Below are 24,443 nucleotides of genomic sequence, written 5' to 3'. Positions count from 1 at the left end.
GCAGCGTCTCACCGCCGCTGGCCTCAATGACTGCGCGATCGCGCGACAGACCGGCATTCCGCGATGCACGGTGCGAGACTGGCGCCGAGGTCGCGGTCACTCTGCGGTTCGACGCGGGTCGCGCTGCACGCATAACTACGCTGGCTTACCTGCGGATACATATAGCTATCTACTCGGTCTTTATCTCGGCGACGGATGCATCTCACGTCATACCCGCACGTGGCGTCTCAGAATCACTCTCGACACGAAGTACCCGGGAATCATCGACCGCAGTCGGAACGCCATCGACATACTCATGGCAGGACAACATGCGGCGGTATTGCGACGTTCCGATGGCTGCACGGAGGTCTCGCTCTGCTCCAATCACTGGCCGTGCTTGTTTCCTCAGCACGGTCCCGGCAAGAAGCACTTGAGGTCGATCCAACTGGAGCCATGGCAGGAAGTACTCGTCAAGCAGGCCACGGAGGAATTCGTTCGCGGCCTAATCGATAGCGACGGGTGCCGTGTCGTCGCCAACGATCGTGGCGTCCGAAGTGTGCGCCACCACTTCTCCAACCGATCCGACGATATTCGGAATCTGTTCTGCGCGGCACTCGACGACCTCGGAATTCCATGGACCCGACCGAGCAAGTACCAGGTCGCCATCTACCGCAAATTAGCGACAGCGCGCCTCGACGAGTTCGTCGGGCCCAAGGCGTGAGAGGTACCGTCTAAGCGTGTCCACTACACGCCGTCGGAGATGGGCGCTCGTCGCGCTCGTCATCGTCGCTGCCTGCGGTTGCCTGGCTCTGGGCTGGTGGCAGTGGACAAGGTTTCAATCGACGTCGGGCACTTTCCAGAACCTCGGCTACGCCTTGCAATGGCCGCTGTTCGCCGGGTTCTGTGTCTACGCCTACCGCAAGTTCGTCCGCTACGAAGAGGTCCCGCCCGAGCCGTCGAAAGACAACGCCGTGACGGAGATACCTGACGGACTGTTGCCGGAGCGACCCCAGCCCCAATCGCGGCGGCCCGACGACCCGGCGCTGCGGGAGTACAACGCCTACCTGGCCGAATTGGCGAAGAACGAGACGCACAGACAACGAAGGACCACCGCATGAGCACGTCCGAAACCCCCGAGGCGCAGCAGATTTTCCCGGTAGCGAAGATCCGCACCGCGCTGCTGGGCTATCGCATCATGGCGTGGACGACCGGCGTTTGGCTCATCGCGCTGTGTTACGAGATCGTGGTGCGCTACGTCGTCAAGGTGGACAATCCGCCGACCTGGATCGGCGTGGTGCACGGCTGGGTGTACTTCACGTATCTGATCTTCACCGCCAACCTCGCAGTCAAGGTCCGTTGGCCGATCGCCAAGACGGTCGGGGTGCTGCTGTCGGGCACCATCCCGCTGCTGGGCATCATCGTCGAGCACTTCCAGACCCAGAACATCAAGGCACAGTTCGAGCTGTAGCCTAGCTATTCCGCCAGGGCTCGCAGCGCGGGTAGCAGCAGTGCCAGCGCCCGGCCCCGATGCGACACCGCATCCTTCTCCGCCGGCGTGAGCTCGGCCGCTGACCGATCAGAGCCGCACGGAACGAACACCGGGTCGTAACCAAAGCCGCCCTCGCCACGCGGCTCGCGGGCGATGGTGCCCGGCCACTCGCCGCGCACGACGACCTCGTCGGACCCGGACACCAATGCGCATGCCGACACAAACGCCGCACCCCGCCGCTCGTCGGGCACATCACGCAACTGCGCCAACAGCAACGCGGTATTGGCGGGGTCCTCACCGTGTACACCTGACCACCGGGCCGACAACACCCCGGGCATACCGTTCAGTGCCGCCACCTCAAGCCCGGAATCATCTGCAACACAAGGTAATCCCGTCGCCGCAAACCCGTCACGCGCCTTGGCCAGCGCATTGTCTTCGAAAGTCGCACCAGTTTCCGGAGCTTCGTCGTACGGCGCAACATCGTCGAGCGACACCAACGTCACGCTCGACAGTTCGGCCGCGTCCAGCACTCGGCGCAGCTCGGCCAGCTTCTTGCGGTTGCGACTGGCGACCAACAACTGACTCAGGTTCCGAACGCCTTCTGCGGAGGAGGTCCCTCGGGCAGCACGCCCGGATACGGCAACGCCAACGCCTCACGTTGTGCGGCGAACAGCTTGTCGCAGGCGCCAAGCGCAGCGTCGAGCATCTTGTCCAGCGTTGAGCGTGGGAACGTCGCACCCTCGCCGGTCCCCTGGATTTCCACCAGCGTTCCGGTATCGGTGGCGACGACGTTCATGTCGACTTCAGCGCGCGCATCCTCCTCGTACGGCAGATCGACCCGAATCCGGCCGTCGACCACGCCGACGCTGACCGCGGCGATCGCACACGACAGCGGCCGCGGATCGGAGAGCTTGCCCGCCGCCGACAGGTAAGTCACCGCGTCGGCCAGCGCCACGTAGGCGCCGGTGATCGCGGCGGTGCGGGTTCCGCCGTCGGCCTGCAGCACATCGCAGTCGAGGGCGATGGTGTTCTCCCCCAACGCCGCCAGGTCGATCGCCGCCCGCAACGACCGGCCGACCAGCCGGCTGATCTCCTGCGTGCGACCGCTCAGGCGGCCCTTCACCGATTCGCGGTCGCTGCGAGTGTGGGTGGCCGAGGGCAACATCGCGTACTCTGCGGTGAGCCAGCCCAGCCCAGATCCCTTGCGCCAGCGCGGTACTCCCTCGGTGACGGATGCGGTGCACATGACCCTGGTCTGACCGAATTCAACGAGCACCGAACCCGCAGGATGTGACGTGAAGCCACGGGTGATCGTTACCGGGCGTAGCTCGTCGTCGAGACGGCCGTCTTCTCGTTTAGACACGCCGCCAACCTTAACCAGCGGTCAGCTCACGTCGGTTTGGGAGTGCATGATCTCGAACGTCTCACCGCACACCACCGCATGCACGGGCCCGTCGAACTCGGCCTTGGCTTCCCTGATCACGTCCTCGCGCGAGGTCCACGGCGGAATGTGGGTGAGCAGCAACTCCCGCACGCCCGCGTCCGCGGCCACCCGGCCCGCTTCGGTACCCGACAGATGCAGATTGGCCGGCCGGTGCGGCGAGTGCGTCCAAGACGCCTCGCAGAGAAAGACATCGGCATCGCGGGCCAACTCAACGAGCGCATCGCAGCAACCGGTGTCGCCGCTGTAGACGAACGACACGCCATCGGCGTCCGTGAACCGCATGCCATACGACTCAGTCGGGTGAGCCACCAGTCGGGGCAGCACCGTCAATGCTCCTACCGTCACCGGCTCACCGTCGACCCAGTGATGAATATCGAAGATGTCGGAGAAGTCGTCGATCTCTCCGCCGTACGGTGACGACGCCGCCCCTAGTCGCGACCAGGTGTCGCTGGGGCCGTACATCAGCGCCTTACCAGTCGGCGGCGTCGGGTGGTAGCGACGCCAGACGAACAGTCCAGGCAAGTCCAGGCAATGGTCGGCATGCAGATGCGACAACAGCACTTGGACCGCACTGGGATCGGTTTGATGCTGCAGCGCTCCCAGTACCCCCCCGCCGAAGTCGATGACCAGCGGTGGAGTGTCCGGCGCCCGCAACAGATACCCCGATGCCGGCGAATCGGGACCCACCACGCTGCCTGAGCAGCCGAGGACGGTCATTCGCACGGTCCCTACTGTGCCATGCCCGACACCTCGTTGGCCAAGACATCTCCGCTTTACTGCAGACCGCGATCATTTCGATACACCGACCTGACGGTGGACCGGCTGAACACCGGTGACGGCGGGTCCCAAGAACCGCCCCGCCAGGCGGGTGAATGCCTCGGGGTCGCCGGTGGCTTCGAACCCTCGGGTGGCCGGCGCTGCATCATGCGGGCGCAGCAGATCCCGCTCGGTGAGAACCCGCACCAACTCCTTGGCGGTCTCCTCAGCGCTGGAGACCAGCGTGACGTTCTCGCCCATCGCCAGCTGGATCAACCCGGACAGCAACGGGTAGTGCGTGCATCCCAGCACCAGGGTGTCGACGTCGGCGCGCTGCAGGGGCTCCAGGTAACCCTCCGCCAAGCCAAGGACTTGACGACCGCTGGTGATGCCGCGTTCGACGAAGTCGACGAACCGCGGGCAGGCCACCGCGGTGATTTCGGTGTCGCGGGCGGCAGCAAACGCATCTTGGTAGGCGTGCGAGGCGATGGTGGCCTGCGTGCCGATGACGCCGATGCGGCCATTGCGGGTCGCGGCGACGGCGCGCCGCACCGCAGGCAGGATCACTTCGACGACCGGAACGTCGTAGCGTTCGCGGGCGTCGCGCAGGCACGCCGAGGACGCGGAGTTGCAAGCGATCACCAGCGCCTTGACCCCACGCTCGACCAGGTTGTCGCCGATGGCCAAGGCGTGGGCGCGGATCTCGGAGATGGTCAGCGGACCATACGGTCCATTGCCGGTGTCGCCGACGTAGACGATGTCCTCGTCGGGCAACTGGTCGATGATCGCTCGCGCCACCGTGAGTCCCCCGACCCCGGAATCGAAAACGCCGACGGGCGCCAGTGCGCGGCTCACGTCGGCACCGCCCGGCGACGCTCGCGGGCCTTACGCTCCGGGCTGGACAACATATAGGCGGCCAGCACTCCGGCGATCCCGCCACACAGATGCCCCTGCCAGGACACTCCCCCGCAGACGTTGAGCACCGGGACAGCCCCCCACAGCACCCCGCCATAGGTGAAGAGCACCACGATGCCGATGACGATCTGCCAGCCCGAGCGGATGAAGAAGCCGAACACCAGCAAAAAGGTCAGCCAACCGAAGATGAGGCCCGACGCGCCGATGTGGTCGGTCTCGCCGCACGGCGAGCCGACGTTGCCGATCAGCCAGGTGCCGAAACCGCCGACGATCCACACGATCGCCGTCGCCCAGACGAACCGCGACAACCCGGCCAGCGTCACCAAAAAGCCGAGTACCAACGCCGGGCCGGTGTTGGCGATCAGATGCGCCCAATTGGCGTGCAGCAGCGGAGCGAAGATGATGCCCCACAGCCCATCGGTCTCCAGCGGCCGAATACCGTTGCGGTCCAGCTGATGTCCGCCGAGCTGATCGAAAAGCTCGACGACGTAGAGCAGCGCCACGAAGCTGAGGATCGTGGCCCCGCCGACCAACAGTGTCGAACGTTTCCTTGGCTGGGAGGGCGCGGGAACCGGTTGTCCGGGTCGCCCGGTCACGTGCGCCGCTCCTCCCCATCGCTTCGCTCTGCATCGTCGCCGGCGGTCAAGCCCATAGCTGCCCTTCCAACGCATCCTCGGCTTCGTCCAAGCTACCGGCGTAGGCCCCAGTGGAGAGGTACTTCCAGCCAGCGTCGGCGACGACGAACGCGATGTCGGCGCGCTCGCCCGATTTGACCGCCTTGGCAGCGATACCGAGCGCGGCATGCAGCACCGCGCCGGTGGAAATACCGGCGAAGATGCCTTCGACATCGATGAGCTCTCGGGTCCTGCGCACCGCGTCGGCGGCGCCCACCGAGTAGCGGGTCGTCAGCACCGCAGGGTCATACAGTTCCGGTACGAAGCCCTCGTCGATGTTGCGCAGCGCGTACACGCCTTCGCCGTAGCGGGGTTCGGCGGCAACGATCCGCACATCGGGCACCTGCTCACGCAGGAACCGGCCGGTGCCCATCAGCGTGCCGGTGGTGCCCAGTCCGGCGACGAAATGGGTGATCTCCGGCAGATCGGCCAGCAGTTCGGGGCCGGTGCCGTAGTAGTGCGAGTCGGTGTTGGCCGGGTTGCCGTACTGATAGAGCATCACCCACGACGGGTTGGCCGCAGCCAGCTCCTTGGCGGTAGCCACGGCGGTGTTGGAACCGCCCTCGGCCGGCGAGAAGATGATCTGCGCACCGTAGAGCTCGAGCAACTGGCGTCGCTCGATCGAGGTGTTCTCCGGCATCACGCAGATCAGCTGGTAGCCCTTCAGCCGCGCTGCCATCGCCAGCGAGATACCGGTGTTGCCACTGGTGGGTTCCAGGATCGTCGCGCCGGGCGCCAGCAGGCCGTCGGCCTCGGCCTGCTCGATCATCCGCAGCGCCGGCCGGTCCTTGATCGACCCGGTCGGGTTGCGGTCCTCGAGCTTGGCCCACAGCCGGACACGCGGCTCGTCATCCCAACGCGGTGACAGCCGCGGCAGGCCCACCAACGGCGTGTTGCCCAGCGCCTGCAGCAAGGAGTCGTAGCGCGCCATTTAGCCCCCGGCGACGGCCGGCAGGATGGTGACCGAGTCGCCGTCAGCGATCGTGGTGTCCAGCCCACCGGAGAACCGCACGTCCTCGTCGTTGACATAGATGTTGACGAAGCGGTGCAGTTTGCCGTTATCGACCAGCCGCTCGGTGATGCCCGAGTAGTTGGCCTCCAGGTCGCTGATCACCGCCTGCAGTGTGTCGCCGCTGGCTTCGACGCGCTTCTGCCCCCCAGTGTGGGGGCGCAGGATGGTCGGAATGGACACGGTGACGCTCATTGATGCTCCTCGTAATGCTCGACGATGGTGACGGGCTCTTCGGTGACGACGCCGTCGACGATGCGATAACTGCGCAACTCGTGCCGGTCGGGGTCACGGGTGGACACCAGCACGTAATGCGCGTCGCGCTCGGCGGCCAGGTTTGTGTCGGTGCGGCTGGGATAAGCCTCCGTCGCGGTGTGCGAGTGATAAATGACCACCGGCACCTCGTCGGCCGCATCCATCGCACGCCACACCTTGAGTTGCTCGGCTGAATCGAACCGGTAGAACGTCGGCGAGCGTTCGGCGTTGACCATCGGGATGTGGCGCTCCGGGCGATCCGAGCCCTCCGGGCCGGCCAGCACGCCGCAGGCTTCGTCGGGGTGATCGGCGCGCGCGTGGGCGACCATCGCGTCCACCAGATCAGCACGAATCACCAGCACGTTAGCGGTTCTCTCTTCCTTACTTGAATGCTCCGGGCAACAGGTCCCGGTAGGCCGGTATTCCAGCCACCGACTCGGCGGCCAGCACGCCGACCAGCACTGCGCGAGCCAGGCAATCGGCCGCCGCCGCGCCGACAGCGGTCACCAGCGCGGTCTCGGGCGAGAACGCGGCCGGCGTGTCGGCCGGTGGTACCACCTCGACGGCGCCAGTAGCCAGCGCGAACACCATATCGCCGTCCAGTGGCGTGTGCGCAGGGCGGATGGTGTGAGCAAGGCCGTCGTGGGCGGCGGTGGCCACCCGCTGGCAGCCGGCCGAGGTCAGCGCGGCGTCGGTAGCGACCACCGCAATCGTGGTGTTCAACGGGCTCACCGGGCTTTCCCGTTGCGCCAACGCCGCGATCTGCTCGGCCGGGGGCGCCGTCAACCCGAACTCGTCGGTCAGTTTCGCCATCCACGGCAGCCCGGTGGCCTTGTCGACGACGTCGCCGGCGGAATTCACCGCGACCACCGCGCCGACCGTCACCCCGCCTTCCAGGATCGTCGACGCCGTCCCGACCCCGCCTTTGAGCACACCGGCGCGAGCGCCTACCCCGGCACCCACAGTTCCCACCGCTAGGGCACCGCTTTCAGCGTCCGCCGCTTCGCAGGCGGCGAAGCCAAACTCCGCGCTCGGCCGACAGCCCCAGCCGCCGACCTCCAGATCGAAGATGACCGCACCCGGCACGATGGGCACCACACCGCCGTCCATCGCCACACCGCGACCGCGGTCCTCCAGCCAGCGCATCACACCGTCGGCGGCAGCCAGCCCGTAGGCACTGCCGCCGGCGAGCAGCACCGCGTCGACGTAGCGCACGCTGTTGGCCGGGTCGAGCAGGTCAGTTTCGCGGCTGCCCGGAGCGCCCCCGCGGGCGTCGACGGCACCGACGGCGCCGGGCGGCGTGACGACCACGGTGACGCCGCTAGCCCAGCCGGCGCCGAGAGTCGCATCGGGGTCCAATCGGTGATAGTGGCCCACCCGGATGCCGGCGACGTCGGTAATCGAGTTCATCGAGTCCCCATCAGCGCCAGCACCAGGTATTCCTGCAGGACGGTCAACCACTGATAGACGTCGAGGTGTGGAGCCAGCGGATGGTCGTCGGGCAGCCGATCCGGGCCGTCGGGGCGGATGTCGAGCATGGTGCCCAAAGCGAGGCGAAGATCGTTGACAGCTGCGATCCAGGCATTGGCAGCGTCCTCGGTCAGCTCGAGGCGGCCACCACCCTCGGGCAACGTATCCAATAGCTCTTGTGCCGCAACCCGTTTGGCATCGATGATTTCCGGCTCGTGCAAACTGCGTAGCGCGGCGTTGAGGCTATCCGCGGAATCAGGCGCGTCATCGTCGGGCTCGGAGAAGTCCGGTAATAGCCGGCGCAGTGTCGCATTGTCCGGGGGTTCGGCGCTACCAGTTCGCATACCGGTAATCTGCTCGAGTTCATCTGCCGGAGAAGAGGATTCCCGATCTTCGAGCAGACCCATCATCGAGCTGACCAGATTCTTGAGCAATGTCGCCTCGTGCAGCGCCAGAGCGGATCGAAAACGAGGGCCATCGGCGGTGTCGACCCGCTTCCACTTGCGCACGCCTCGATCTCACCGGTCCTGCTGCATGGTGGCCCACAGTCCGGCGGCATGCAGCTTGGACACGTCGACCTCCATGGACTCCCGGCTGCCCGACGACACCACAGCTTTGCCTTCGTTGTGCACCTGCAACATCAGTTTCGTGGCATGCGGCTCGCTGTACCCGAACAACTTCTGGAAGACATACGTCACGTAGTTCATCAAGTTGACCGGGTCGTCCCACACGATGGTGACCCACGGACTGGCCGCGACCTCGACCGCATCGGCCTGGCGTTGCCCGCTGGTTCCCGGCTTGGCCGGCGCTGACGCAACCATGACTTCCAGGATACCGAGCAATCGCGCTGGCCACGTCAGCCGATACCGTTGCAGTGTGGACGACTCGGCCTCCGCTGGGCTGCTGACCGATAAATACGAGTTGACGATGCTGGCGGCAGCATTGCGCGATGGGACGGCTCACCGCCGGACTACTTTCGAGCTGTTCGCGCGACGGCTGCCGGCAGGACGGCGGTATGGGGTGGTCGCCGGCACCGGCCGATTCCTGGAAGCGTTGCCGCGGTTCAGGTTCGACGATGCCGCACTCGCGTCACTGGCGGAGTTCCTCGACGCCGAGACCTTGCGCTATCTCGGCGACTATCAGTTCCGCGGTGACGTCGACGGGTATGCCGAGGGCGAGCTGTATTTCCCCGGGTCGCCGGTGCTTTCAATACATGGCAGTTTCGCCGAATGCATCGTGTTGGAAACACTGGCGTTGTCGATCTTCAACCACGACACCGCGATCGCCTCGGCCGCTGCGCGCATGGTCAGCGCCGCGCAGGACCGGCCGCTGATCGAGATGGGGTCTCGGCGCACCCATGAGCAGGCCGCCGTCGCCGCAGCGCGTGCCGCCTACCTCGCCGGCTTCGCCGCATCCTCCAACCTCCAAGCCCAACACCGATACGGCGTACCGGCCGAGGGCACCGCCGCGCACGCCTTCACCCTGCTGCACACCGGTCCCGACGGCCCCGACGAGACGGGCGCATTCCGCGCCCAGGTCGACGCGCTGGGCGTCGACACCACGCTGCTAGTCGACACCTACGACGTCACGACCGGGGTGGCCAACGCGGTAACCGCCGCCGGAGCCGAACTCGGTGCGGTGCGCATCGACTCCGGTGAGCTGGGGGTACTGGCCCGCCAGGTCCGCGAGCAGCTCGATCGGCTGGGCGCGACACGAACCCGCATCGTGGTATCCGGCGACCTCGACGAGTTCGCGATCGCCGCATTGCGCGCCGAGCCAGTGGACAGCTACGGGGTCGGCACTTCGCTGGTCACCGGGTCGGGTGCCCCCACGGCGAACATGATCTACAAACTGGTCGAAGTCGACGGGATCCCGGTGCAGAAGCGCAGCAGCCGCAAAGAGTCCCAGGGCGGCCGCAAGGAGGCGGTGCGACTGTCCCGCCAGAGCGGGACGATCACCGAGGAGGTCGTCTATCCGGCGGGTCGTCCCCCGAAAACCGCCGATACCTGCCGCCCGTTGACGATTCCGCTGGTCCGCGATGGCGAGTCGGTGGTCGAGGTCAACCTGGGCGTGGCGCGCACGCTGGTGGCCGCCGGCTTGAGAAGCTTGCCGTGGGAGGGTCTGATGTTGTCGCACGGCGACCCCGCGATTCCCACGACCCAGATCTCAGCCCCGCATCACCAAACCGACCAGGAGTAATCACGTCCGAGCTGTCCGTGCCCGACCTGCTGGCCACCGCGGTGGCAGCGCTGGGCGGCAGTGAGCGCAACGGCCAGGTGCAGATGGCCGCCGCCGTCGCGCATGCTTTCGAAACCGGCGAGCACCTTGCCGTACAGGCCGGCACCGGCACCGGAAAGTCGTTGGCGTACCTGGTGCCTGCAATCCTTCGCGCAATCACCGACGACAGAACAGTCGTGGTCTCAACCGCCACGATTGCGCTGCAACGTCAACTCGTCGACCGCGACCTGCCACGGCTGGCCGATTCGCTGACCGAAGCCCTGCCCCGACGACCCGAGTTCGCGCTACTCAAAGGGCGTGGAAACTATCTGTGCCTCAACAAGGTTCACAATGGCTCGCTCACCGAACCCGACGACCGGCCGCAGGAAGAGCTGTTCCAGCCGATGGCTACCAGCGCGCTAGGTCGCGACGTGCAACGCCTGGTCGAGTGGTCATCGAACACCGACACCGGTGACCGCGACGAGCTTCGCCCGGGCGTGCCCGACCGATCCTGGAGTCAGGTCAGCGTTTCGGCGCGAGAATGCATCGGCGTTGCACGCTGCCCGTTCGGTACCGACTGCTTTTCGGAGAAGGCGAGAAGCCGCGCCGGGACCGCCGACATTGTCGTCACCAACCATGCACTGCTGGCCATCGATGCCATCTCTGAAGCCGCGGTGCTGCCCGAGCATGACCTGCTCGTCGTCGACGAAGCCCACGACCTGGTCGACCGAGTGACATCGGTCGCGACGGCCGAACTGTCGGCGACCGCGCTGGGCGTCGCCCACCGGCGCGCCGCCCGCCTGATCGATCCGGAACTCTCCGAACGCCTGGAGGCCGCGACAGCGACGCTTTCGGCGGCGATCCACGAAGCATCACCGGGACGAATGGATCGACTCGACGATGAGATGGCCAGCTATCTGACAGTGCTGCGGGATGCGTCGGCCAAAGCCCGATCGGCGATCGACACGGCGCCGAGCGACCCAAAAGCTGCCTCGGCGCGCGCGGAAGCCGTAACCGCACTGACCGACATCAGCGATACCGCGGCGCGCATGCTGGCCTCGTTCATCCCGGCGATCCCTGACCGCACCGACGTGATGTGGCTGGACCACGAAGACAACCGGGGTAGTGTGCGGGCGATCTTGCGGGTGGCGCCCCTTTCGGTGGCAGAGTTGTTGCGCGGGAGGCTGTTTGAGCGCTCTACCACCGTCCTCACGTCGGCCACGCTGGCTATTGGCGGCAGCTTCGACGCGATGGCATCGGCCTGGGGGCTGACCGGCGGCGACGACCAGCCCCGCTGGCGCGGTCTCGATGTCGGTTCACCATTTCAGCACGCCAAAGCCGGGATCCTCTACGTTGCCGCGCAATTGCCGCCGCCGGGCCGCGACGGCACGGGTTCCGCTGAACAGCTGAGTGAAATCGCCGAACTCGTCACCGCCGCCGGCGGGCGGACGCTCGGATTGTTCTCCTCGATGCGCGCGGCACGAGCGGCCGCCGAGGCCATGGCCCAACGACTTTCGACACCAGTGCTGTGTCAAGGCGACGACAGCACCGCCGCACTGGTCGAGCAGTTCGCCGACGACCCCGAGACGTCGCTGTTCGGCACGCTGTCGCTGTGGCAAGGCGTCGACGTGCCCGGACCGTCGCTATCGTTGGTGATCATCGACCGGATTCCGTTCCCGCGGCCCGACGATCCGCTGCTCTCAGCCCGCCAGCGCGCGGTGGCCGCGCATGGCGGTAACGGCTTTATGGCCGTGGCAGCCAGCCATGCCGCGTTGTTGCTGGCGCAGGGCGCCGGGAGGCTGCTGCGGGGTGTCGACGATCGCGGCGTGGTTGCGGTGCTCGACTCGCGGATGGCCACCGCCCGCTACGGCGGTTACCTGCGCGCGTCGTTACCGCCGTTCTGGCCGACGACCGACGGCGCGAAAGTTCGTGAGGCGCTGACGAGGTTGCGTAGCGCGCAGGAGCGGGATTCTGGAGACGACGAGCAAACTGACGCAGCAGAGTAGGTGCGCGACGGAACGAAGTGCAGTCATGCGCACTCTGCATGTCGAGGACATCATCTGATCGGGAGGCGGCGAATCATGTCCCACCTTGCTCGGACTGCGGGTGCGGCGCCGTCGCCACGGGTACCCCGCCGTCCGATGAGCCCACTGCCACCGCCGTCGTTGTCGGTTGCTTGGTCGCGGTTTCTTCTCCCGGCGACTGGCCCCGGCGACCGGCGGGCTTTAGACGGCTCGCGATGAGACCCGCGACGATCAGCAGGACGGCGTAGACGATCAGGTTGAGGTTCTCTAGTAGGGGCCGCCACTGCACCGTGGGCGACATGTACAACAGGCCGATGCGCGGCACGCGGTCATGGGGAAATGAATACGCCCATGAACCCATCACCGCCCACATTGCCCCTACCGCGGCCCACCACCGTGCATTGCTCAGCGCCCGATGTACGAGATAGACGATCACCGGTACAAGCCACACCCAGTGATGGCTCCAAGAAAACGGCGACACCACGGTGGAGCTCAACCCTGCAACGGCGAGCGCGAGCAGGGGTTCGCCTCGGCGGTACAAGCGCACGGCGATCCACATGCTGATCGCCACCACACACGCATCGGCGGCCAGCCACAACCACGTCGGCGGCACCGCTCCCGATAGGCGGGCGATCGCTCCGCGGACCGTCTGGTTGGCAGCGCCCTTGAAGAGAAACCCGCGAACGTAGCCGGGGTCAACGAAATACCCGCGCCAGTACTGCCACGAATCGTCGGGAAGGATCAGCCACCCCAGCCCGATTGTGGCGGCGAGCGTGACGACGGCGACCGCTGCGGCCCGCCACTGGCGCACCAGCAGGTAATACAACACGAAGTACGCGGGCGTGAGCTTGATGCCCGCCGCGATGCCGACGCCGATCCCTTTGAGTCGGCTGCGCTCGTCGCGGGAGGCGTCCCACAGCACCAGCAGCATCATCAGCAGGTTGATCTGTCCGAAAAACAGCGTGGTGCGAACCGGTTCCAGAAACGCGCAGGCAAGCGCGAGCAGCGCTGAGATGCCGGCGAGGTAAGGCGTGAGTCGGTAGCCCAATATCCGAAAGCACACCATCACGCACGCAATCAGCAGCGCAACATTGAACGCCGACCAGATGTACCTGTCTGCCTCATACGGCAGCCAGACCAAGGGCACGAAAACAAGGGCGGAGAACGGCGGGTAGATATACAGGAGCGGGCCGCCGCCGAGCGTCTTGCCGTAGAGCGGCAGGTCTTTGAGAACGTGGTAACCGCCGTCGCGGTACACGTAGTAATCCGCCCATCCCACTAGCAGACCGATGTTGGGCTGCCACAACGTCACGAGTGTGATCAGCAAGACCACGGAAGCGGTCGCCGCGACGAGGAGGATCGCCAGAGTCGACCACCGGAAACCGAGCCGTCGACGTGCGGGGTGAGCATGGCGATCTGCTGGCTGGGCGACCGCGTCAACTTCGCACATCGACCGAGCCTCTCCGGGCCGCATCGCGCTGGTTCTGATGGTTATATACCAACGCAGAACGGGAATGTAAGCAAACGGCGATGACCCGTGCTCGGCGCACAGTAGCCAGGCGGCTCCACCCCTCATCGACAAATCGGGCGCCGTCACCACACGCGGAGGTTTACTCTCCTTCCAGACAGGAAGGCCGCGCATGGCCGATGTGAAGCTCATCCCGCTCGAAGTACTTTTGGGCCACCCAGAACGGATGGCCGCACAGATCTCGCCGGACGGCAGGCGGTTGTCCTATCTTGCACCACTTGACGGCGTGCTCAACGTGTTCGTCGCCGAGGCCGGAACGGGCGACGAGCGTCCGGTGACCCACGACACCGCCCGCGGCATCCAGGGCTACTTTTGGGCCCACGACAACCGCCACATCATGTATGTGCGCGACAACGACGGAAGCGAGAACTTCCGCCTCTACGACGTCGACCTGGAAACCGCTGTCGAACGCGACCTCACGCCGCTCGACGGTGTGCAATGCCGAGTCATCGCTCACAGCAAGGACTTTCCGAACGAGGTGCTCATCGGCTTGAACAAGGACAATCCACAGCTGCACGATGTGTACCACCTGGACCTGACAACTGGACAGCTGGAGAAGATCGTTGAGAACCCGGGCTTTCTTGGCTGGGTGATCAACCACGACCTGAAGGTCCGTGGCGCGGTGGCGATGACGGCCGATGGCGGCGCGGTTATTTCGGTGCGCGACGACGAGACCTCCGACTGGCGGCCGTTACTGCAGGCGCCGCCGGAGGATGCGGAATCGACAGGGCCCGTAGGCTTCACGAAGGACCATCTGGGCATGTTTATCCAGACATCCGTCGACTCGAACACTGGACGACTGGTGAAGATGGACATCGCGACCGGTGCCATCCAGGTAATCGCTGAGGACCCCGCCTACGACATTGCAGGGGTGATGCGGCACCCCGACACGCGCGAGATCGAGGCGGTGACGGTGTACGGCGATCGCCTGGAGTACAAGGTCTTCGACGACGCGGTCCGCGCTGACATCGAAGCGCTGCAGCGGCTCAGCGCGGGCGATTTGGTGATCAGCGCCCGAAACGATGACGACACGACGTGGCTGGTCGCCTTCGACAACGACGCCGGACCCGTGAAGTTCTACAGCTGGGACCGCGACACCCAGACCGCGACGTTCCTGTTCGATCACCGCCCGCAACTCAACGACTACCCGCTGGTGCCGATGGAGCCTTTCACCTTCGCCGCGCGCGACGGGCTGACGATCCACGGCTACCTCTCCTTCCCGTCCGGCGTCGAGCGCAGCAACCTGCCGGCTGTCCTCGTCGTGCACGGCGGCCCGTGGGCCCGAGACGGCTGGGGACTGGACCCCGAGGCGCAGTGGCTCGCGAACCGCGGCTACCTGTGCGTGCACGTGAATTACCGCGGGTCCAGCGGCTATGGCAAGAACTTCCTGAACGCGGGTAACCGCGAGTGGGGCGCCAAAATGCACGACGATCTGCTGGACGCCGTCAATCACCTTGCAGCGCAGGGCCTTGTCGACCGTGAACGCCTCGCCATCTATGGCGGATCCTACGGCGGGTATGCCGCGCTGATCGGTGCAACATTCACCCCTGACGTCTTCAAGTGCGCGATATCTATGGTCGGCCCGTCCAACCTGAACACACTCATCGGGTCGTTTCCCGAGTACTGGAAGCCGATGATCGCGATGTGGCACAAGCGAGTCGGCGAGGACAAGGACTTTCTGTGGTCTCGTTCGCCGCTGTCGAAAGTCGACGACATCCGAATTCCCATCCTCATCGCCCAGGGCGAGAACGATCCACGCGTGAAACGGGCGGAGTCTGAACAGATCGTCGCGGCCATGACAGAGCGCGGGATTGATCACGAGTATGTGATGTACGAGAACGAGGGGCACGGGTTGGTTAAGCCCGAGAACCGCCTCGACTTCTATCATCGGGCCGACCGGTTCCTCGCCAAACACCTAGGCGGCAGGTCCGAGTGAACTGAACTACTGCGCAATTTGAGACGCACGACTCAGGATCGGCGCAGCGACGCTCTCGTTATGGTTGGAGCTCGAAAGTGAACTCGTGGCCGCAGATCCGGATATGGTCGCCGTCGGCGAGGGTGGCATTGGGATCCAGTCGCCGGTCCTGCACCAACACGCCGTTGGCCGATTTCAAATCGATGATCATGAAACTGCTTCCGGTATCGATGATTACGGCATGACGCCGACTGACTTCGGCATCGGCGAGAACGATGTCATTCTCTGCCAGGCGTCCTATCCGCGTCGCTGGCGCTTGTAGCGGGTAGCGCCGCCCGGATGCATCGCGCAAACCGGCAACAACAGACCGGCGAATAAGAGCGGGGTGCGCGGTGGCAAGGGCGCGGGCCGCAGTGGTTTTGCCAGCATGCTTGGTATCCAGACGCTCTTGGCGCAGAATTCGCGTGTGCAGGACCTCGACGGTCGGGCCCGGGTCAATGCCCAGATCCTCAGCCAGCGTCGTTTTGAGCCGCCGATAGGCCTCCAGTGCGTCGGACTGGCGTTCATCCACGTAGTACGCAGTGATCAACTGCGCCCACAACGGTTCACGGTACGGATGCTCGGCAGCGAGTTCTTCGAGGTCACCGATAACGGCATGGGCCCGGCCGCAGCCGATTTCGGCTTCAGCGCGGGCGATGTGAACCCACACATTGTCCTCCATCAGCGCGGTCGCGAACGGCTCGACAAAGGTGAAGTCGCGTAAGTCATCAAGTACCGGCCCGCGCCATTCGGCCAGCGCGGCCGCCATATGACTACTGGCGTGCTCGAATTGTCCCGCTGCGGCAGCGTGAATGCCCGCAGTCTTCTCGGCAATGAATCGGTCCAGATCGCAGTCGCCGTCAGCGACATACAGTCGATAGCCAGGGGGTGCGCTGGCCAATACCGCATGGGGGTCCACCTCGGCGCTGCCCAGCAGTCCGCGCAGGTTGGAGACGTAGGAGTGGATGCTTGCGCGTGCCGCCGGTGCGGGCGACTGATCCCAGGCGCCGTTGATCAGCGATGCCGTGCTGACCGCACGATTACGGTTGATCAGCAGCATGGCCAACACCGCCCGCTGCTTGGGCGTGCCCAATGCCACCGGCGTACCCGCCACGGTCATCGACAACGGTCCGAGAAGACCAAACTCGAGACGAGTTTCGACCATCGCCTTTCCAGCCCTCCTGGTCGTCGGCGGCGTCGCCTCTTATTGTGACGCTGCCGGACCAATCGGCGACCACGATCGCCGATTTAGGCGATTGAAGCGCCCTGGTGGGACGCAATGATCAGGCGGGCAGGCACTGCACCGAATCGTCGGCTCACCGTCTCATGGAGCCGGCACGCCAACAATCCATTGAGAATCCTCCAAGGTGTCGGCGGCAATCTTTGCGCACAAACATTACTGTTAACTCTTTTCCCAAACGAGTTGCAACGATCAGAAGTATGTGATATTTGGCGCTACCGGTTGCGGTGCGCGTCCGCCCTGTTCAAGGAGGTCACCCATGGCCGCTCTAGCAGGACGTGACACAACGCTGTGTCCGAGCACGACCAAGCTGACCGCTGCGCAGTGGACGCACGACTGTGAAGACAGTAGAAATCTCACTTTCGACTTGTCCTGCCCTCAAATCCGCGGATCATGAGCACAATCGTCGGCCCACCGGCAGACGCCTCGCAGACGACAACTCCGCCACCGGCCGGGCGCGACCTGCTGCCGCCTGAGGTAACACCCTCGGCCGTCTCCCGTGCGCCCAGCCCGGATGCCGGCAGCCGGTTCCGGATGTCCGACCGTGCCACATCGTTTATCACCCTGGCCGTCGGTGCCCTGGCCGTCGTGCTCTTCAGCGTGTTCGCCTTCGAGCACCGCTGGATTAGCGACGACGGCATGATCGTGGTCCGCGAGGTACGGCAGATTCTGGCCGGCGCCGGCCCCAACTTCAACCCGTTCCAGCGCGACGAGGTTGACACCAGCCCGTTGTGGACATGGCTGTTGGCCGCGCTCGCGTTCCTCGCCCGCGGTGACATCGCGGTCGACGCGGTCATGCTCGGCTTGGTACTCGCGGTCGCCGGCATGGCGCTGGCAGTGCGCGGCAGTGTTATCTTGCACCGGCAGTGTGGCGCGACCGGCGTGCTACTACCGGTGGGCGCCCTGATACCCCTCGGTATCCTTGGGTTTTGGGAGTTCGCAACATCCGGACTGGAAACCGGCCTTTCCCTCTTTTGGCTCGGCCTGGTGTGGTGGCTGCTGGTGTCGGTCACCGAAAAGGCAAGCCGCGCGCGGCTTACCACGGTTGCGATCACAGTCGGCGTCGGTCCGCTCGTACGGCCGGACTTCGCGTTGGCCACCGGCGTATTCGCGATCGCGCTGCTGTTGATCGTGCGGCCGGGCTGGCGACGCGGACTTGCCTACGCCGGGATTGGCGCGCTGCTGCCGGCGGGGTATCAGGTCTTCCGCATGGGTTATTACGGCATCATGGTTCCGATGCCGGCCCTGGCCAAAGAAGCCGGTGACACTCTGTGGGGACGCGGGATCGGATACCTCACCGACTTCTTCAACCCCTACCGACTTTGGATTCCGCTGCTGCTAATCGCGTTTGTCAGCGTCGGATTGCTGCGCAACCGGACCGCAATCGACCGGCGCCCTACCGTCCTGTTCGCCGCGCCCGTGCTGACCGGGCTACTGCTGGGCTTGTACGTAGTTAAGGTCGGCGGCGATTACATGCATGCGCGTATGTGGATTCCGGTCATATTCACGCTGCTGTTGCCGGTGATGATGCTGCCGGCCGGACGCGCCAATCTGGTTGGCGCCCCGCTGGTCACGGTGTGGGCCCTGGTCGCCGGGCTGGGCCTGCATCCGCCCTACCAGGGGCAGCACTACGGCCCGGGCGACATCGCGAACGAGCGCGCTTACGAGACGGTCCACTACGCCGGCAGCCTAGACCTCACTACAACCGATTCGCGCTTCAGGAATTTCAACGAGTTGCCCATGCTCGTCAGCCTGATCAGCCGCGGTGACCGCACGCTGGTGATGCGCATCGGGAGCCTACACAGTGCACCGTGGACCATCCCGATGTCACTGTCAGTGCCAGACAGAATTGGCGTTGTGTACCACAACATGGGTGTCGCGGCGGCGGTGATGCCGCTAGACGGCACCGTGATCGACCCGAACGGACTGGCTTCCCCAGCGGCCGGCCACCTGCTGCTACAACAGCGCGGTAGGCCGGGACACGAGAAGTGGCTGCCGCCTGCGTGGGTGTTGGGCGAGTACGCCGACCCCGCCGCGATCAGCAACATGAAAGACACGAAAGAAGTGACGAAAGCGCAAGCGCTTGCGGCACGGCACGCCCTGTCCTGCACCAGCCTCAAAGAACTCATGGACTCGGTGAACCAACCAATGAGCCCGGGCCGCTTCTGGCACAACCTGACCGGTTCGCTGTCCCGCACGAGCCTGCGGATCCCGGCCGACCCATTCATCGCCGAACGCCAGTTCTGCCACCAATAGCTGTGGGCAACAGTCAAAAAGAGAAGAGGTTGCAGGTGTGGCGATTTTGTCGGCTTACAAGTCGGGCACATCACTGCTCGGCGCATCACTGCTGTCACGCAAACCCGGGCCGCTCGCCGAGAGCTGCTCAGGGTCCATTGAGAACTCTCCAAGGCGTGGGCGGCAATCTTCACATGTCGGCCTAAAGGCCGGCACTAGAGACAACTTCATGCCATCACGGCGCACCCCATACCAACGGGGCCCAGATAGGAAGGTACAACCATGAAGTTCCAAGCCCGTATCGCGCAAACAGGTGCTGCCGCAGTGGCGGCGGCATCTGCAACCGGCGTTGCGCTCGCGCCAGCCGCAATCGCAGATCCGCCTGCAAATTTTGCCGCAAACTGGAACGGGAGCTGGCATTCCGGCGGGGCCGGGGGTCCGGCAACAGTGCATCTCACCAGCGCTGACCCAATCATCGGAACTATCAACATTCCAGGAGCATGCACCGCCAACTGGACTGAAACTCAGAAGATCTCGGCGACGAAGCGACTGGTTCACGCCCATGTCACTTCCGGCTCGTGCGGGGACAACACGTGGAATGTGACTTTCGAGCCGACGAGCAGCCTCACGGGTGTCGATACCATGCGGTCAGACACCACCTTCTCGTTCACGCCGGCTTAGACCTCGTTCAGACCCGAAAAGCACAGTTACCCTTACGATTCGACTTTAAAGACCCCGACTCAGAGGATCCAGTTGTCTGCGGTACTTCGATGGCCAGGTATGGACCTCATCAAACTCAACCCATGGGTTGAGCATCGTTGGCTGCGGGTCTGATGCGTACAGGCACAAGGAAGTCGTGGTCCGATAGCGGCGAAACACCTTACAGCCACCAACATTAAGTGATACTAAGCCGCCGCAACTGCGGTGCGTCCGCTAGGCACAAGGAGGTTTCCCATGAAAGTCGCTCTGACAGCCCTCTCCGTAGCCGTCATTGCCGCCGTATTCGCACCAGCTCAGCCCGCCCAGGCCGTGCCCTGTGAAACCCCTGATGGCAGCGTCACCGCGGCGTGCAACGACTGCCTCCACGCCGAAGCCCAGGCCAAACACGACCCGGCCACGATCGCACTCAAATGCGGATACCCCGGCACCGTCGCATCACCTAATCAGGTGGACCCGCCGGGACAAAATCCGTAACCACTTGCACGCGGGGGATGCCCGGCCTTAGTAGCCCCGACTCTGCGCCTGTGGTCGACGGATCATCCAGAGCCGCACGACGGCTACGACCATGGCAATGACGGCCGCGCCATACAACAGCAACCCAAATCCCGGCGAGACGTTCACCACGCCCTCGTCGTAATTGGAAGATGCATCGGTAAACCAACGGATCATCAGGAAGCCGAGCAGGCCGACCACCACGCTTAGCCCGATGAGACGCCAGACAGGCAACTGCGGTTGCGACAGCACAGGATATGCGAACCCCGCGGCCACAGCTACCAGTACGAAAACCGGACCCAGCGCGTCGCTCCGGGCTGAAACCTCGACCGATCCCACCACGGGGGCGCTGACTGTGACAAACGGGAAAAAGGTTGCGATGACGGCGACGACGAAGCCCCCGAACAAAAGCCAAGCCGTGATCGAGGGTTTCGCGGCGAAGCCCTTTGCGGCCGCGAGGCCTTCCGATGACGATTGAGTGCCTGCGCCTAGTGGGTAGGAGGCAGGAGGAGGCCACACTGGCGGAGGCGGTTCGCTGGGCATGCCGTCGCCTTGCTCCGCTTGTGCGGCGGCATATCCCGGTGGCGGGGGCAGCGGCGTCCCAGAGGGGGGTGGCATATCAGACGGCGACGGAGGCTGGGGCGGTGGTGCGGACATGGCGGACGGCTGTGCCGGCTGAGCAGCGGGCTTTCGTTGGCGGTGCGGTGTCCAGTTCTGACCATCCCAATAGCGTTGGGCATTCGCATTCTGTGGATCGTCGTACCAGCCGGGCTGGTTGGGACTCGTCATGGGCAGATCCTCCCGGTTGGCTGGACTGCACCTGTGAAAGGGAGATTAGCGCGGGCAGTAGCCATTCGCGACGGTTACCGACAACTATTCTTTTCTTTCTTTACCCGGCTGGGCACGTAGGTCGGGCGGGGCTGAATCGGTTGCAACCGCCGCTTCCAATTGGGTCTCAGCCATAGTCGGTACTCACGTCACGCGCCGTATTTTCGATGGCTATGGCGTTGCCTTAAGGCGCTTTCAAGGGTCCCGCAGCGCCACAGATCACCACTGGGTGAGACTGTGCCCAAGCGCCAGTCGGGCGGGCGCCGCTCGAGGTGATGGAGAAAGCGATTCTGTGGTGCGGCGCCTCCGAGCGGGGTCGCGGCGGACCGCGAGTGTTACCCCACCGCATGGGGCAGTTTGGTACCTGGTCGCCAGCCGGCTTCATGTTTTGGCTAATGCCAAAGAAACGGTCCCCGTGGGCGAGCGCGGCAGTACACTTTGACCGCCGAGTTACGGCGGTTGTGCTGGTCAGCCCAGCCACTCGGAGAGAGTGGGGTGTCCTGTGGTGGAGCCCAAAGGATCGATTCTTCTGGTCTACTTCGTTGCCGACGAGTCCGGCTCGATGGGCCGCAATATCGACGAACTCAACAATGGCCTAGCTTCGTTGCACGACGCATTGCAACGAGAGTCCTTCGCCGCCGCCAAGGTTCGGTTATCGGTCATCGGCTTTTCCGATACCTCGTTTACCTACCTTGAACCCGCCGACTTGCGTGTCCTCCAGGGGATGCCGGTGCTGACCGCGCAGAGCCTGACCTCGTATGCCGCGGCGTTCGACCAACTCGCCTATCGCATCAGCGTCGACGTTCCCAGCTTGAAAGCTCAGGGGTACACCGTGCATCGGCCGGCGGTGTTTTTCTTGACTGACGGGCTGCCGAACGAAAACGAGGATTGGCGCTCAGTTCGAGCGAACTTGCTAACCCAACCCGCGGCGCCCAACATCCTTGCCTTTGGCATTGGGGATGCCGACGCGGCCGTCATAGGTGAGGTCGCGACCAAGCCCCACTTCGCCTTCGTTGCCGCCCGTGGAGTCGATGCGGGCGCGGCGATCTCCGAGTTCCTCACCTCGCTCACGCAGTCGGTCATCAGCTCGGGGCAGGCCATCGCAACCGGTTCGGCTGAACTGCAATTCGAAAAACCAGAAGGGTTTACCTTAGCCGTCGACGTCGTGTAGGCGAACACTCATGATCGCGTGGCGAAACCGAAAGCACGGGGGACCCCGCGACGAGGATTCTGCTGCGCCGCTCCCACCGCCGGCAGTGCAGCCAACAGCTTCCCCCACCGAGCCGATAGCACCAAGCGCAGCGGAGTCCAACATTCCAAGGGTTGCCGAAGTCGCTGGTGCCACCGTCATCGCGCAAATCACAGTCGGGTCGCCCTCGCCGGCGGTGGAACCATCAGCAATTGCTACGGACTATTGCTCGTTGCCTTTTCGTCCCGATGTGGTGATCGATGGATGGTCCACCGACGCCATGACGGTGCGCGGCGTGTCGCAGCGCGGACACCTGCACCGCTACAACGGGGCGCCACGCCAAGATGACTTCGCGGCGCATCTTCTCCCTGACGGACGCGTGGTTGTCCTTGTGGCCGACGGTGTTTCGGGCGCATTACAGTCGCATATCGGCGCGAGCACCGTCATCAAGCAAGCCGCCGAATGGCTGCATTCTCAGTTGAGCGACGACATCGTCGGCACCGACTGGTTGGCTCTACTCAAGAGCACCGCGTGGGCGCTCAACGAGCGAGCGCAAAGCCTTCTGGGACTTGACGCCCCCAACCCGGTACGCGCCGAGCAGGAACTCGCAACCACTTTGGTGTGTGGGATCGTCGAACCCACCGGCCCCGGAACCCTACGCGCTTATCTGGTGAGTGCCGGTGATTCGGCTGCCTGGCTGCTCTCAGCCGGCCAGTTCGTCGAGATCCTGGCAGGCAAGGTGCCCGCAGAGTCTGGGATCGCCTCATCCGCGGTTGTTGGATTGCCTCGCGTGCCAACCGAAGTCACGCCCCAAGTGGTCGATGTGGGCAACGGCGATGTGCTGTTGATCGGCACCGACGGAATCGGTGATCCGCTGGGAACCGGACAGGGCGGGGTGGGCGATTTGTTCCGCGAAGTCTTGACGAAAGCGTCGGCGCCTTCGCTGATCGAGTTCGCCCACGCGGTGGACTTCAGCCGGGAAACCTTTGACGACGACCGGACCTTGGTCGCAGTTTGGCCGCGAATACCGGTAGGTCCCGAGACCGTGGTGCAGCCTCGGAAACCCAGTGCCGTGGAAGGACTGCAATGACACGGCAGGTGATCGAACGTGACGGGTCGGCTGTGCTGACAATGTTCGACCAAGGCGCGCCAAGGATCCTCCAAGGCGATTCCGTCAATGTTGCCGTGACTTCAATAATCGATACCAGCGGCCAGCCCGCGCGATCACGCCAGTTGCGCCGCTGGACCTCTTCCCCGAGGAGAAGATGCTGATGCCTCAGCAACGGGGCGCCGACTGGTACCCGGACCCCAGCGGCAAGCCGGGCCGGATGTATTGGGACGGCCAACAATGGCACAACGACATCCCTGAGACACTGCCACCGGCCGATCAATCCCGTGCTCAGGCGCTCCCAACGACTGCGCAGCCTCAGCGCGGTGCAGCTCTGATCACCGCGCTTTGGGTGGCCATCGCGGCCTTGGTCGGCACGCTCGCCATCGCCGGCTACATGCTCGTGAAGCAGTCCCACCGGTCGCAAACCCCGACCGCACAACCGGCGCCGGCGTCTTTAGTCCCAACCGCGCAACCCCCACCCACTTCAGCGCAAAATCCGCCACTGGCGCTCCCGCCAAGGGCCGTCCCCACGTCGGCGTACTTCAAGACATTGTCGGGGACGGGTTGTCTAGTCACCGCGGATCAGGTCACATGCCAGACGTGTATCCCGGGAGAGGTCATTACCAACGCCTATACGTGTACCGATCCCGCACCCGAGGTAGCAGTCAACACGGTGGGCATTGTCGATCGAAATCCGGCAGATATCGGCTCGTCTTCGGCGATGCAGCAGCTCTCGAATGGCCAGACCTATCACGCCAACGGCTGGACGATCGTGGCCAGCGGCGGCTGGTCGCGCTTCATCAACGACGCGACCGGCCACGGAATGGCCGTCGCAGCCCAGAACTTTGACTCGTACTGACCGGGTCGATAACGCTCGTGGGAGGTTTGCGATGACGCGGCCGGTGATTGCGCGT

At 64.7% G+C, this 24,443-nt stretch carries 26 protein-coding genes and 1 pseudogene; 12 read left to right on the top strand and 15 right to left on the bottom strand.

Annotated features, from left to right (window positions below):
• Positions 1–409 precede the first annotated feature (409 nt).
• From AC5Y5W_RS24590 to AC5Y5W_RS24580, 3 genes are read left to right on the top strand one after another with little or no spacing between them, the layout of a single operon-like run.
• The gene (locus AC5Y5W_RS24590) at positions 410–700 is read left to right on the top strand and encodes a hypothetical protein (protein ID WP_500013919.1); all 291 of its coding nucleotides are present in this window, start codon (positions 410–412) and stop codon (positions 698–700) included.
• 16 nt (positions 701–716) lie between these two features.
• Positions 717–1,097: a hypothetical protein gene (locus AC5Y5W_RS24585; protein WP_500013917.1), complete on the top strand. Its 381-nt coding sequence runs from the start codon at positions 717–719 to the stop codon at positions 1,095–1,097.
• Positions 1,094–1,447 (top strand): DUF3817 domain-containing protein, encoded by a 354-nt coding sequence (locus AC5Y5W_RS24580; RefSeq protein ID WP_500013915.1) that lies wholly within the window; start codon positions 1,094–1,096, stop codon positions 1,445–1,447. Before AC5Y5W_RS24585 ends, AC5Y5W_RS24580 begins: the two co-directional genes overlap by 4 nt.
• A gap of 5 nt (positions 1,448–1,452) precedes the next feature.
• Here the strand turns inward: AC5Y5W_RS24580 and rdgB are convergent, their stop codons facing one another.
• The 11 genes from rdgB to clpS all read right to left on the bottom strand — a co-directional run bounded on the left by rdgB (position 1,453) and on the right by clpS (position 8,812).
• Complete coding sequence (rdgB, locus tag AC5Y5W_RS24575) at positions 1,453–2,055, bottom strand: RdgB/HAM1 family non-canonical purine NTP pyrophosphatase (RefSeq protein WP_500013922.1); 603 nt, start codon at positions 2,053–2,055, stop codon at positions 1,453–1,455.
• Positions 2,052–2,831, bottom strand: coding sequence for a ribonuclease PH (rph, locus tag AC5Y5W_RS24570; RefSeq protein ID WP_499884547.1), 780 nt, complete (start codon positions 2,829–2,831; stop codon positions 2,052–2,054). The genes rdgB and rph overlap by 4 nt, the downstream gene beginning before the upstream one ends.
• 21 nt (positions 2,832–2,852) lie before the next feature.
• The gene (locus AC5Y5W_RS24565; RefSeq protein WP_499884662.1) at positions 2,853–3,629 is read right to left on the bottom strand and encodes a cyclic nucleotide-degrading phosphodiesterase; all 777 of its coding nucleotides are present in this window, start codon (positions 3,627–3,629) and stop codon (positions 2,853–2,855) included.
• Between the two features lie 72 nt (positions 3,630–3,701).
• On the bottom strand, positions 3,702–4,523 hold the full coding sequence (gene murI / locus AC5Y5W_RS24560) for a glutamate racemase (RefSeq protein ID WP_500013913.1): 822 nt from the start codon (positions 4,521–4,523) through the stop codon (positions 3,702–3,704).
• Entirely contained in the window at positions 4,520–5,254 is a 735-nt protein-coding gene (locus AC5Y5W_RS24555; RefSeq protein WP_500013911.1) for a rhomboid family intramembrane serine protease, read from the bottom strand. The genes murI and AC5Y5W_RS24555 overlap by 4 nt, the downstream gene beginning before the upstream one ends.
• Positions 5,226–6,188: a cysteine synthase gene (locus AC5Y5W_RS24550; RefSeq protein WP_500013909.1), complete on the bottom strand. Its 963-nt coding sequence runs from the start codon at positions 6,186–6,188 to the stop codon at positions 5,226–5,228. The genes AC5Y5W_RS24555 and AC5Y5W_RS24550 overlap by 29 nt, the downstream gene beginning before the upstream one ends.
• Entirely contained in the window at positions 6,189–6,461 is a 273-nt protein-coding gene (locus AC5Y5W_RS24545) for a MoaD/ThiS family protein (RefSeq protein WP_500013907.1), read from the bottom strand.
• Complete coding sequence (locus AC5Y5W_RS24540) at positions 6,458–6,883, bottom strand: M67 family metallopeptidase (RefSeq protein WP_500013905.1); 426 nt, start codon at positions 6,881–6,883, stop codon at positions 6,458–6,460. Before AC5Y5W_RS24540 ends, AC5Y5W_RS24545 begins: the two co-directional genes overlap by 4 nt.
• Positions 6,884–6,902: 19 nt before the next feature.
• The gene (locus AC5Y5W_RS24535; protein WP_500013903.1) at positions 6,903–7,931 is read right to left on the bottom strand and encodes a P1 family peptidase; all 1,029 of its coding nucleotides are present in this window, start codon (positions 7,929–7,931) and stop codon (positions 6,903–6,905) included.
• Positions 7,928–8,500, bottom strand: coding sequence for an oxidative stress transcriptional regulator AosR (aosR, locus tag AC5Y5W_RS24530; protein ID WP_500013901.1), 573 nt, complete (start codon positions 8,498–8,500; stop codon positions 7,928–7,930). Before aosR ends, AC5Y5W_RS24535 begins: the two co-directional genes overlap by 4 nt.
• 9 nt (positions 8,501–8,509) lie before the next feature.
• The gene (gene clpS, locus AC5Y5W_RS24525) at positions 8,510–8,812 is read right to left on the bottom strand and encodes an ATP-dependent Clp protease adapter ClpS (RefSeq protein WP_500013899.1); all 303 of its coding nucleotides are present in this window, start codon (positions 8,810–8,812) and stop codon (positions 8,510–8,512) included.
• Between clpS and AC5Y5W_RS24520 the strand changes: the two genes are divergently transcribed.
• Positions 8,811–10,190: a nicotinate phosphoribosyltransferase gene (locus AC5Y5W_RS24520; RefSeq protein WP_500013897.1), complete on the top strand. Its 1,380-nt coding sequence runs from the start codon at positions 8,811–8,813 to the stop codon at positions 10,188–10,190. The genes clpS and AC5Y5W_RS24520 overlap by 2 nt on opposite strands.
• The gene (locus AC5Y5W_RS24515) at positions 10,190–12,214 is read left to right on the top strand and encodes an ATP-dependent DNA helicase (protein WP_500013920.1); all 2,025 of its coding nucleotides are present in this window, start codon (positions 10,190–10,192) and stop codon (positions 12,212–12,214) included. Before AC5Y5W_RS24520 ends, AC5Y5W_RS24515 begins: the two co-directional genes overlap by 1 nt.
• Positions 12,215–12,287: 73 nt before the next feature.
• Here AC5Y5W_RS24515 and AC5Y5W_RS24510 read toward each other — a convergent pair whose 3' ends face one another.
• The gene (locus AC5Y5W_RS24510; RefSeq protein ID WP_500013896.1) at positions 12,288–13,682 is read right to left on the bottom strand and encodes a glycosyltransferase 87 family protein; all 1,395 of its coding nucleotides are present in this window, start codon (positions 13,680–13,682) and stop codon (positions 12,288–12,290) included.
• A 190-nt stretch (positions 13,683–13,872) separates the two neighbouring features.
• Here AC5Y5W_RS24510 and AC5Y5W_RS24505 point away from each other — a divergent pair, with 190 nt between their 5' ends.
• Entirely contained in the window at positions 13,873–15,696 is a 1,824-nt protein-coding gene (locus AC5Y5W_RS24505) for a S9 family peptidase (protein ID WP_500022649.1), read from the top strand.
• A 58-nt stretch (positions 15,697–15,754) separates the two neighbouring features.
• On the opposite strand, the gene AC5Y5W_RS24500 is transcribed toward AC5Y5W_RS24505, so the two are convergent.
• On the bottom strand, positions 15,755–16,879 hold the full coding sequence (locus AC5Y5W_RS24500; RefSeq protein ID WP_500013892.1) for a BTAD domain-containing putative transcriptional regulator: 1,125 nt from the start codon (positions 16,877–16,879) through the stop codon (positions 15,755–15,757).
• Positions 16,880–17,347: 468 nt separating this feature from the next.
• On the opposite strand from AC5Y5W_RS24500, the gene AC5Y5W_RS24495 reads away from it, so the two are divergent.
• From AC5Y5W_RS24495 to AC5Y5W_RS24485, 3 genes are all read left to right on the top strand, one after another.
• A complete protein-coding gene (locus tag AC5Y5W_RS24495) occupies positions 17,348–19,210 on the top strand; it encodes an arabinofuranosyltransferase AftB family protein (RefSeq protein WP_500013890.1) in 1,863 nt (620 codons plus the stop codon).
• 261 nt (positions 19,211–19,471) lie between these two features.
• Positions 19,472–19,870 carry a hypothetical protein gene (locus AC5Y5W_RS24490; RefSeq protein ID WP_500013889.1) on the top strand — a complete coding sequence of 133 codons (399 nt, stop codon included), beginning with the start codon at positions 19,472–19,474 and terminating at the stop codon, positions 19,868–19,870.
• Between the two features lie 273 nt (positions 19,871–20,143).
• Positions 20,144–20,383 carry a hypothetical protein gene (locus AC5Y5W_RS24485; RefSeq protein ID WP_500013887.1) on the top strand — a complete coding sequence of 80 codons (240 nt, stop codon included), beginning with the start codon at positions 20,144–20,146 and terminating at the stop codon, positions 20,381–20,383.
• A 27-nt stretch (positions 20,384–20,410) separates the two neighbouring features.
• Here AC5Y5W_RS24485 and AC5Y5W_RS24480 read toward each other — a convergent pair whose 3' ends face one another.
• Complete coding sequence (locus AC5Y5W_RS24480) at positions 20,411–20,944, bottom strand: hypothetical protein (RefSeq protein ID WP_500013924.1); 534 nt, start codon at positions 20,942–20,944, stop codon at positions 20,411–20,413.
• 138 nt (positions 20,945–21,082) lie between these two features.
• Positions 21,083–21,190, bottom strand: a pseudogene (locus tag AC5Y5W_RS24475) (DUF2510 domain-containing protein); the annotation flags it as partial.
• Positions 21,191–21,734: 544 nt separating this feature from the next.
• On the opposite strand from AC5Y5W_RS24475, the gene AC5Y5W_RS24470 reads away from it, so the two are divergent.
• From AC5Y5W_RS24470 to AC5Y5W_RS24460, 3 genes are all read left to right on the top strand, one after another.
• Positions 21,735–22,400, top strand: a complete 666-nt coding sequence (locus AC5Y5W_RS24470) for a vWA domain-containing protein (RefSeq protein WP_499884567.1) — start codon at positions 21,735–21,737, stop codon at positions 22,398–22,400.
• Positions 22,401–22,650: 250 nt separating this feature from the next.
• Positions 22,651–23,508, top strand: a complete 858-nt coding sequence (locus tag AC5Y5W_RS24465; protein ID WP_500013883.1) for a protein phosphatase 2C domain-containing protein — start codon at positions 22,651–22,653, stop codon at positions 23,506–23,508.
• A 181-nt stretch (positions 23,509–23,689) separates the two neighbouring features.
• Positions 23,690–24,388 carry a DUF2510 domain-containing protein gene (locus AC5Y5W_RS24460; protein WP_500013881.1) on the top strand — a complete coding sequence of 233 codons (699 nt, stop codon included), beginning with the start codon at positions 23,690–23,692 and terminating at the stop codon, positions 24,386–24,388.
• The last annotated feature ends 55 nt before the right edge of the window (positions 24,389–24,443 follow it).

Source organism: Mycobacterium sp. NGS51 (assembly GCF_059812525.1).
The sequence above is the reverse complement of the archived record's forward strand: the minus strand, read 5'-3'. Positions and strand labels throughout refer to the sequence as shown.

What these genes read in the sequence shown, in the direction of transcription:
- AC5Y5W_RS24580 (WP_500013915.1), top strand. Translation starts at nt 1,094, where the DNA reads ATGAGCACGTCCGAAACCCCCGAGGCGCAGCAGATTTTCCCGGTAGCG.
- AC5Y5W_RS24460 (WP_500013881.1), top strand. Translation starts at nt 23,690, where the DNA reads ATGCCTCAGCAACGGGGCGCCGACTGGTACCCGGACCCCAGCGGCAAG.
- AC5Y5W_RS24520 (WP_500013897.1), top strand. Translation starts at nt 8,811, where the DNA reads ATGACTTCCAGGATACCGAGCAATCGCGCTGGCCACGTCAGCCGATAC.
- AC5Y5W_RS24505 (WP_500022649.1), top strand. Translation starts at nt 13,873, where the DNA reads ATGGCCGATGTGAAGCTCATCCCGCTCGAAGTACTTTTGGGCCACCCA.
- AC5Y5W_RS24485 (WP_500013887.1), top strand. Translation starts at nt 20,144, where the DNA reads ATGAAAGTCGCTCTGACAGCCCTCTCCGTAGCCGTCATTGCCGCCGTA.
- AC5Y5W_RS24510 (WP_500013896.1), bottom strand. Translation starts at nt 13,682, where the DNA reads ATGTGCGAAGTTGACGCGGTCGCCCAGCCAGCAGATCGCCATGCTCAC.
- AC5Y5W_RS24545 (WP_500013907.1), bottom strand. Translation starts at nt 6,461, where the DNA reads ATGAGCGTCACCGTGTCCATTCCGACCATCCTGCGCCCCCACACTGGG.
- clpS (WP_500013899.1), bottom strand. Translation starts at nt 8,812, where the DNA reads ATGGTTGCGTCAGCGCCGGCCAAGCCGGGAACCAGCGGGCAACGCCAG.
- AC5Y5W_RS24480 (WP_500013924.1), bottom strand. Translation starts at nt 20,944, where the DNA reads ATGCCCAGCGAACCGCCTCCGCCAGTGTGGCCTCCTCCTGCCTCCTAC.
- AC5Y5W_RS24555 (WP_500013911.1), bottom strand. Translation starts at nt 5,254, where the DNA reads ATGCGTTGGAAGGGCAGCTATGGGCTTGACCGCCGGCGACGATGCAGA.
- AC5Y5W_RS24535 (WP_500013903.1), bottom strand. Translation starts at nt 7,931, where the DNA reads ATGAACTCGATTACCGACGTCGCCGGCATCCGGGTGGGCCACTATCAC.
- AC5Y5W_RS24500 (WP_500013892.1), bottom strand. Translation starts at nt 16,879, where the DNA reads ATGGTCGAAACTCGTCTCGAGTTTGGTCTTCTCGGACCGTTGTCGATG.
- AC5Y5W_RS24495 (WP_500013890.1), top strand. Translation starts at nt 17,348, where the DNA reads ATGAGCACAATCGTCGGCCCACCGGCAGACGCCTCGCAGACGACAACT.
- AC5Y5W_RS24550 (WP_500013909.1), bottom strand. Translation starts at nt 6,188, where the DNA reads ATGGCGCGCTACGACTCCTTGCTGCAGGCGCTGGGCAACACGCCGTTG.
- AC5Y5W_RS24490 (WP_500013889.1), top strand. Translation starts at nt 19,472, where the DNA reads ATGAAGTTCCAAGCCCGTATCGCGCAAACAGGTGCTGCCGCAGTGGCG.
- AC5Y5W_RS24565 (WP_499884662.1), bottom strand. Translation starts at nt 3,629, where the DNA reads ATGACCGTCCTCGGCTGCTCAGGCAGCGTGGTGGGTCCCGATTCGCCG.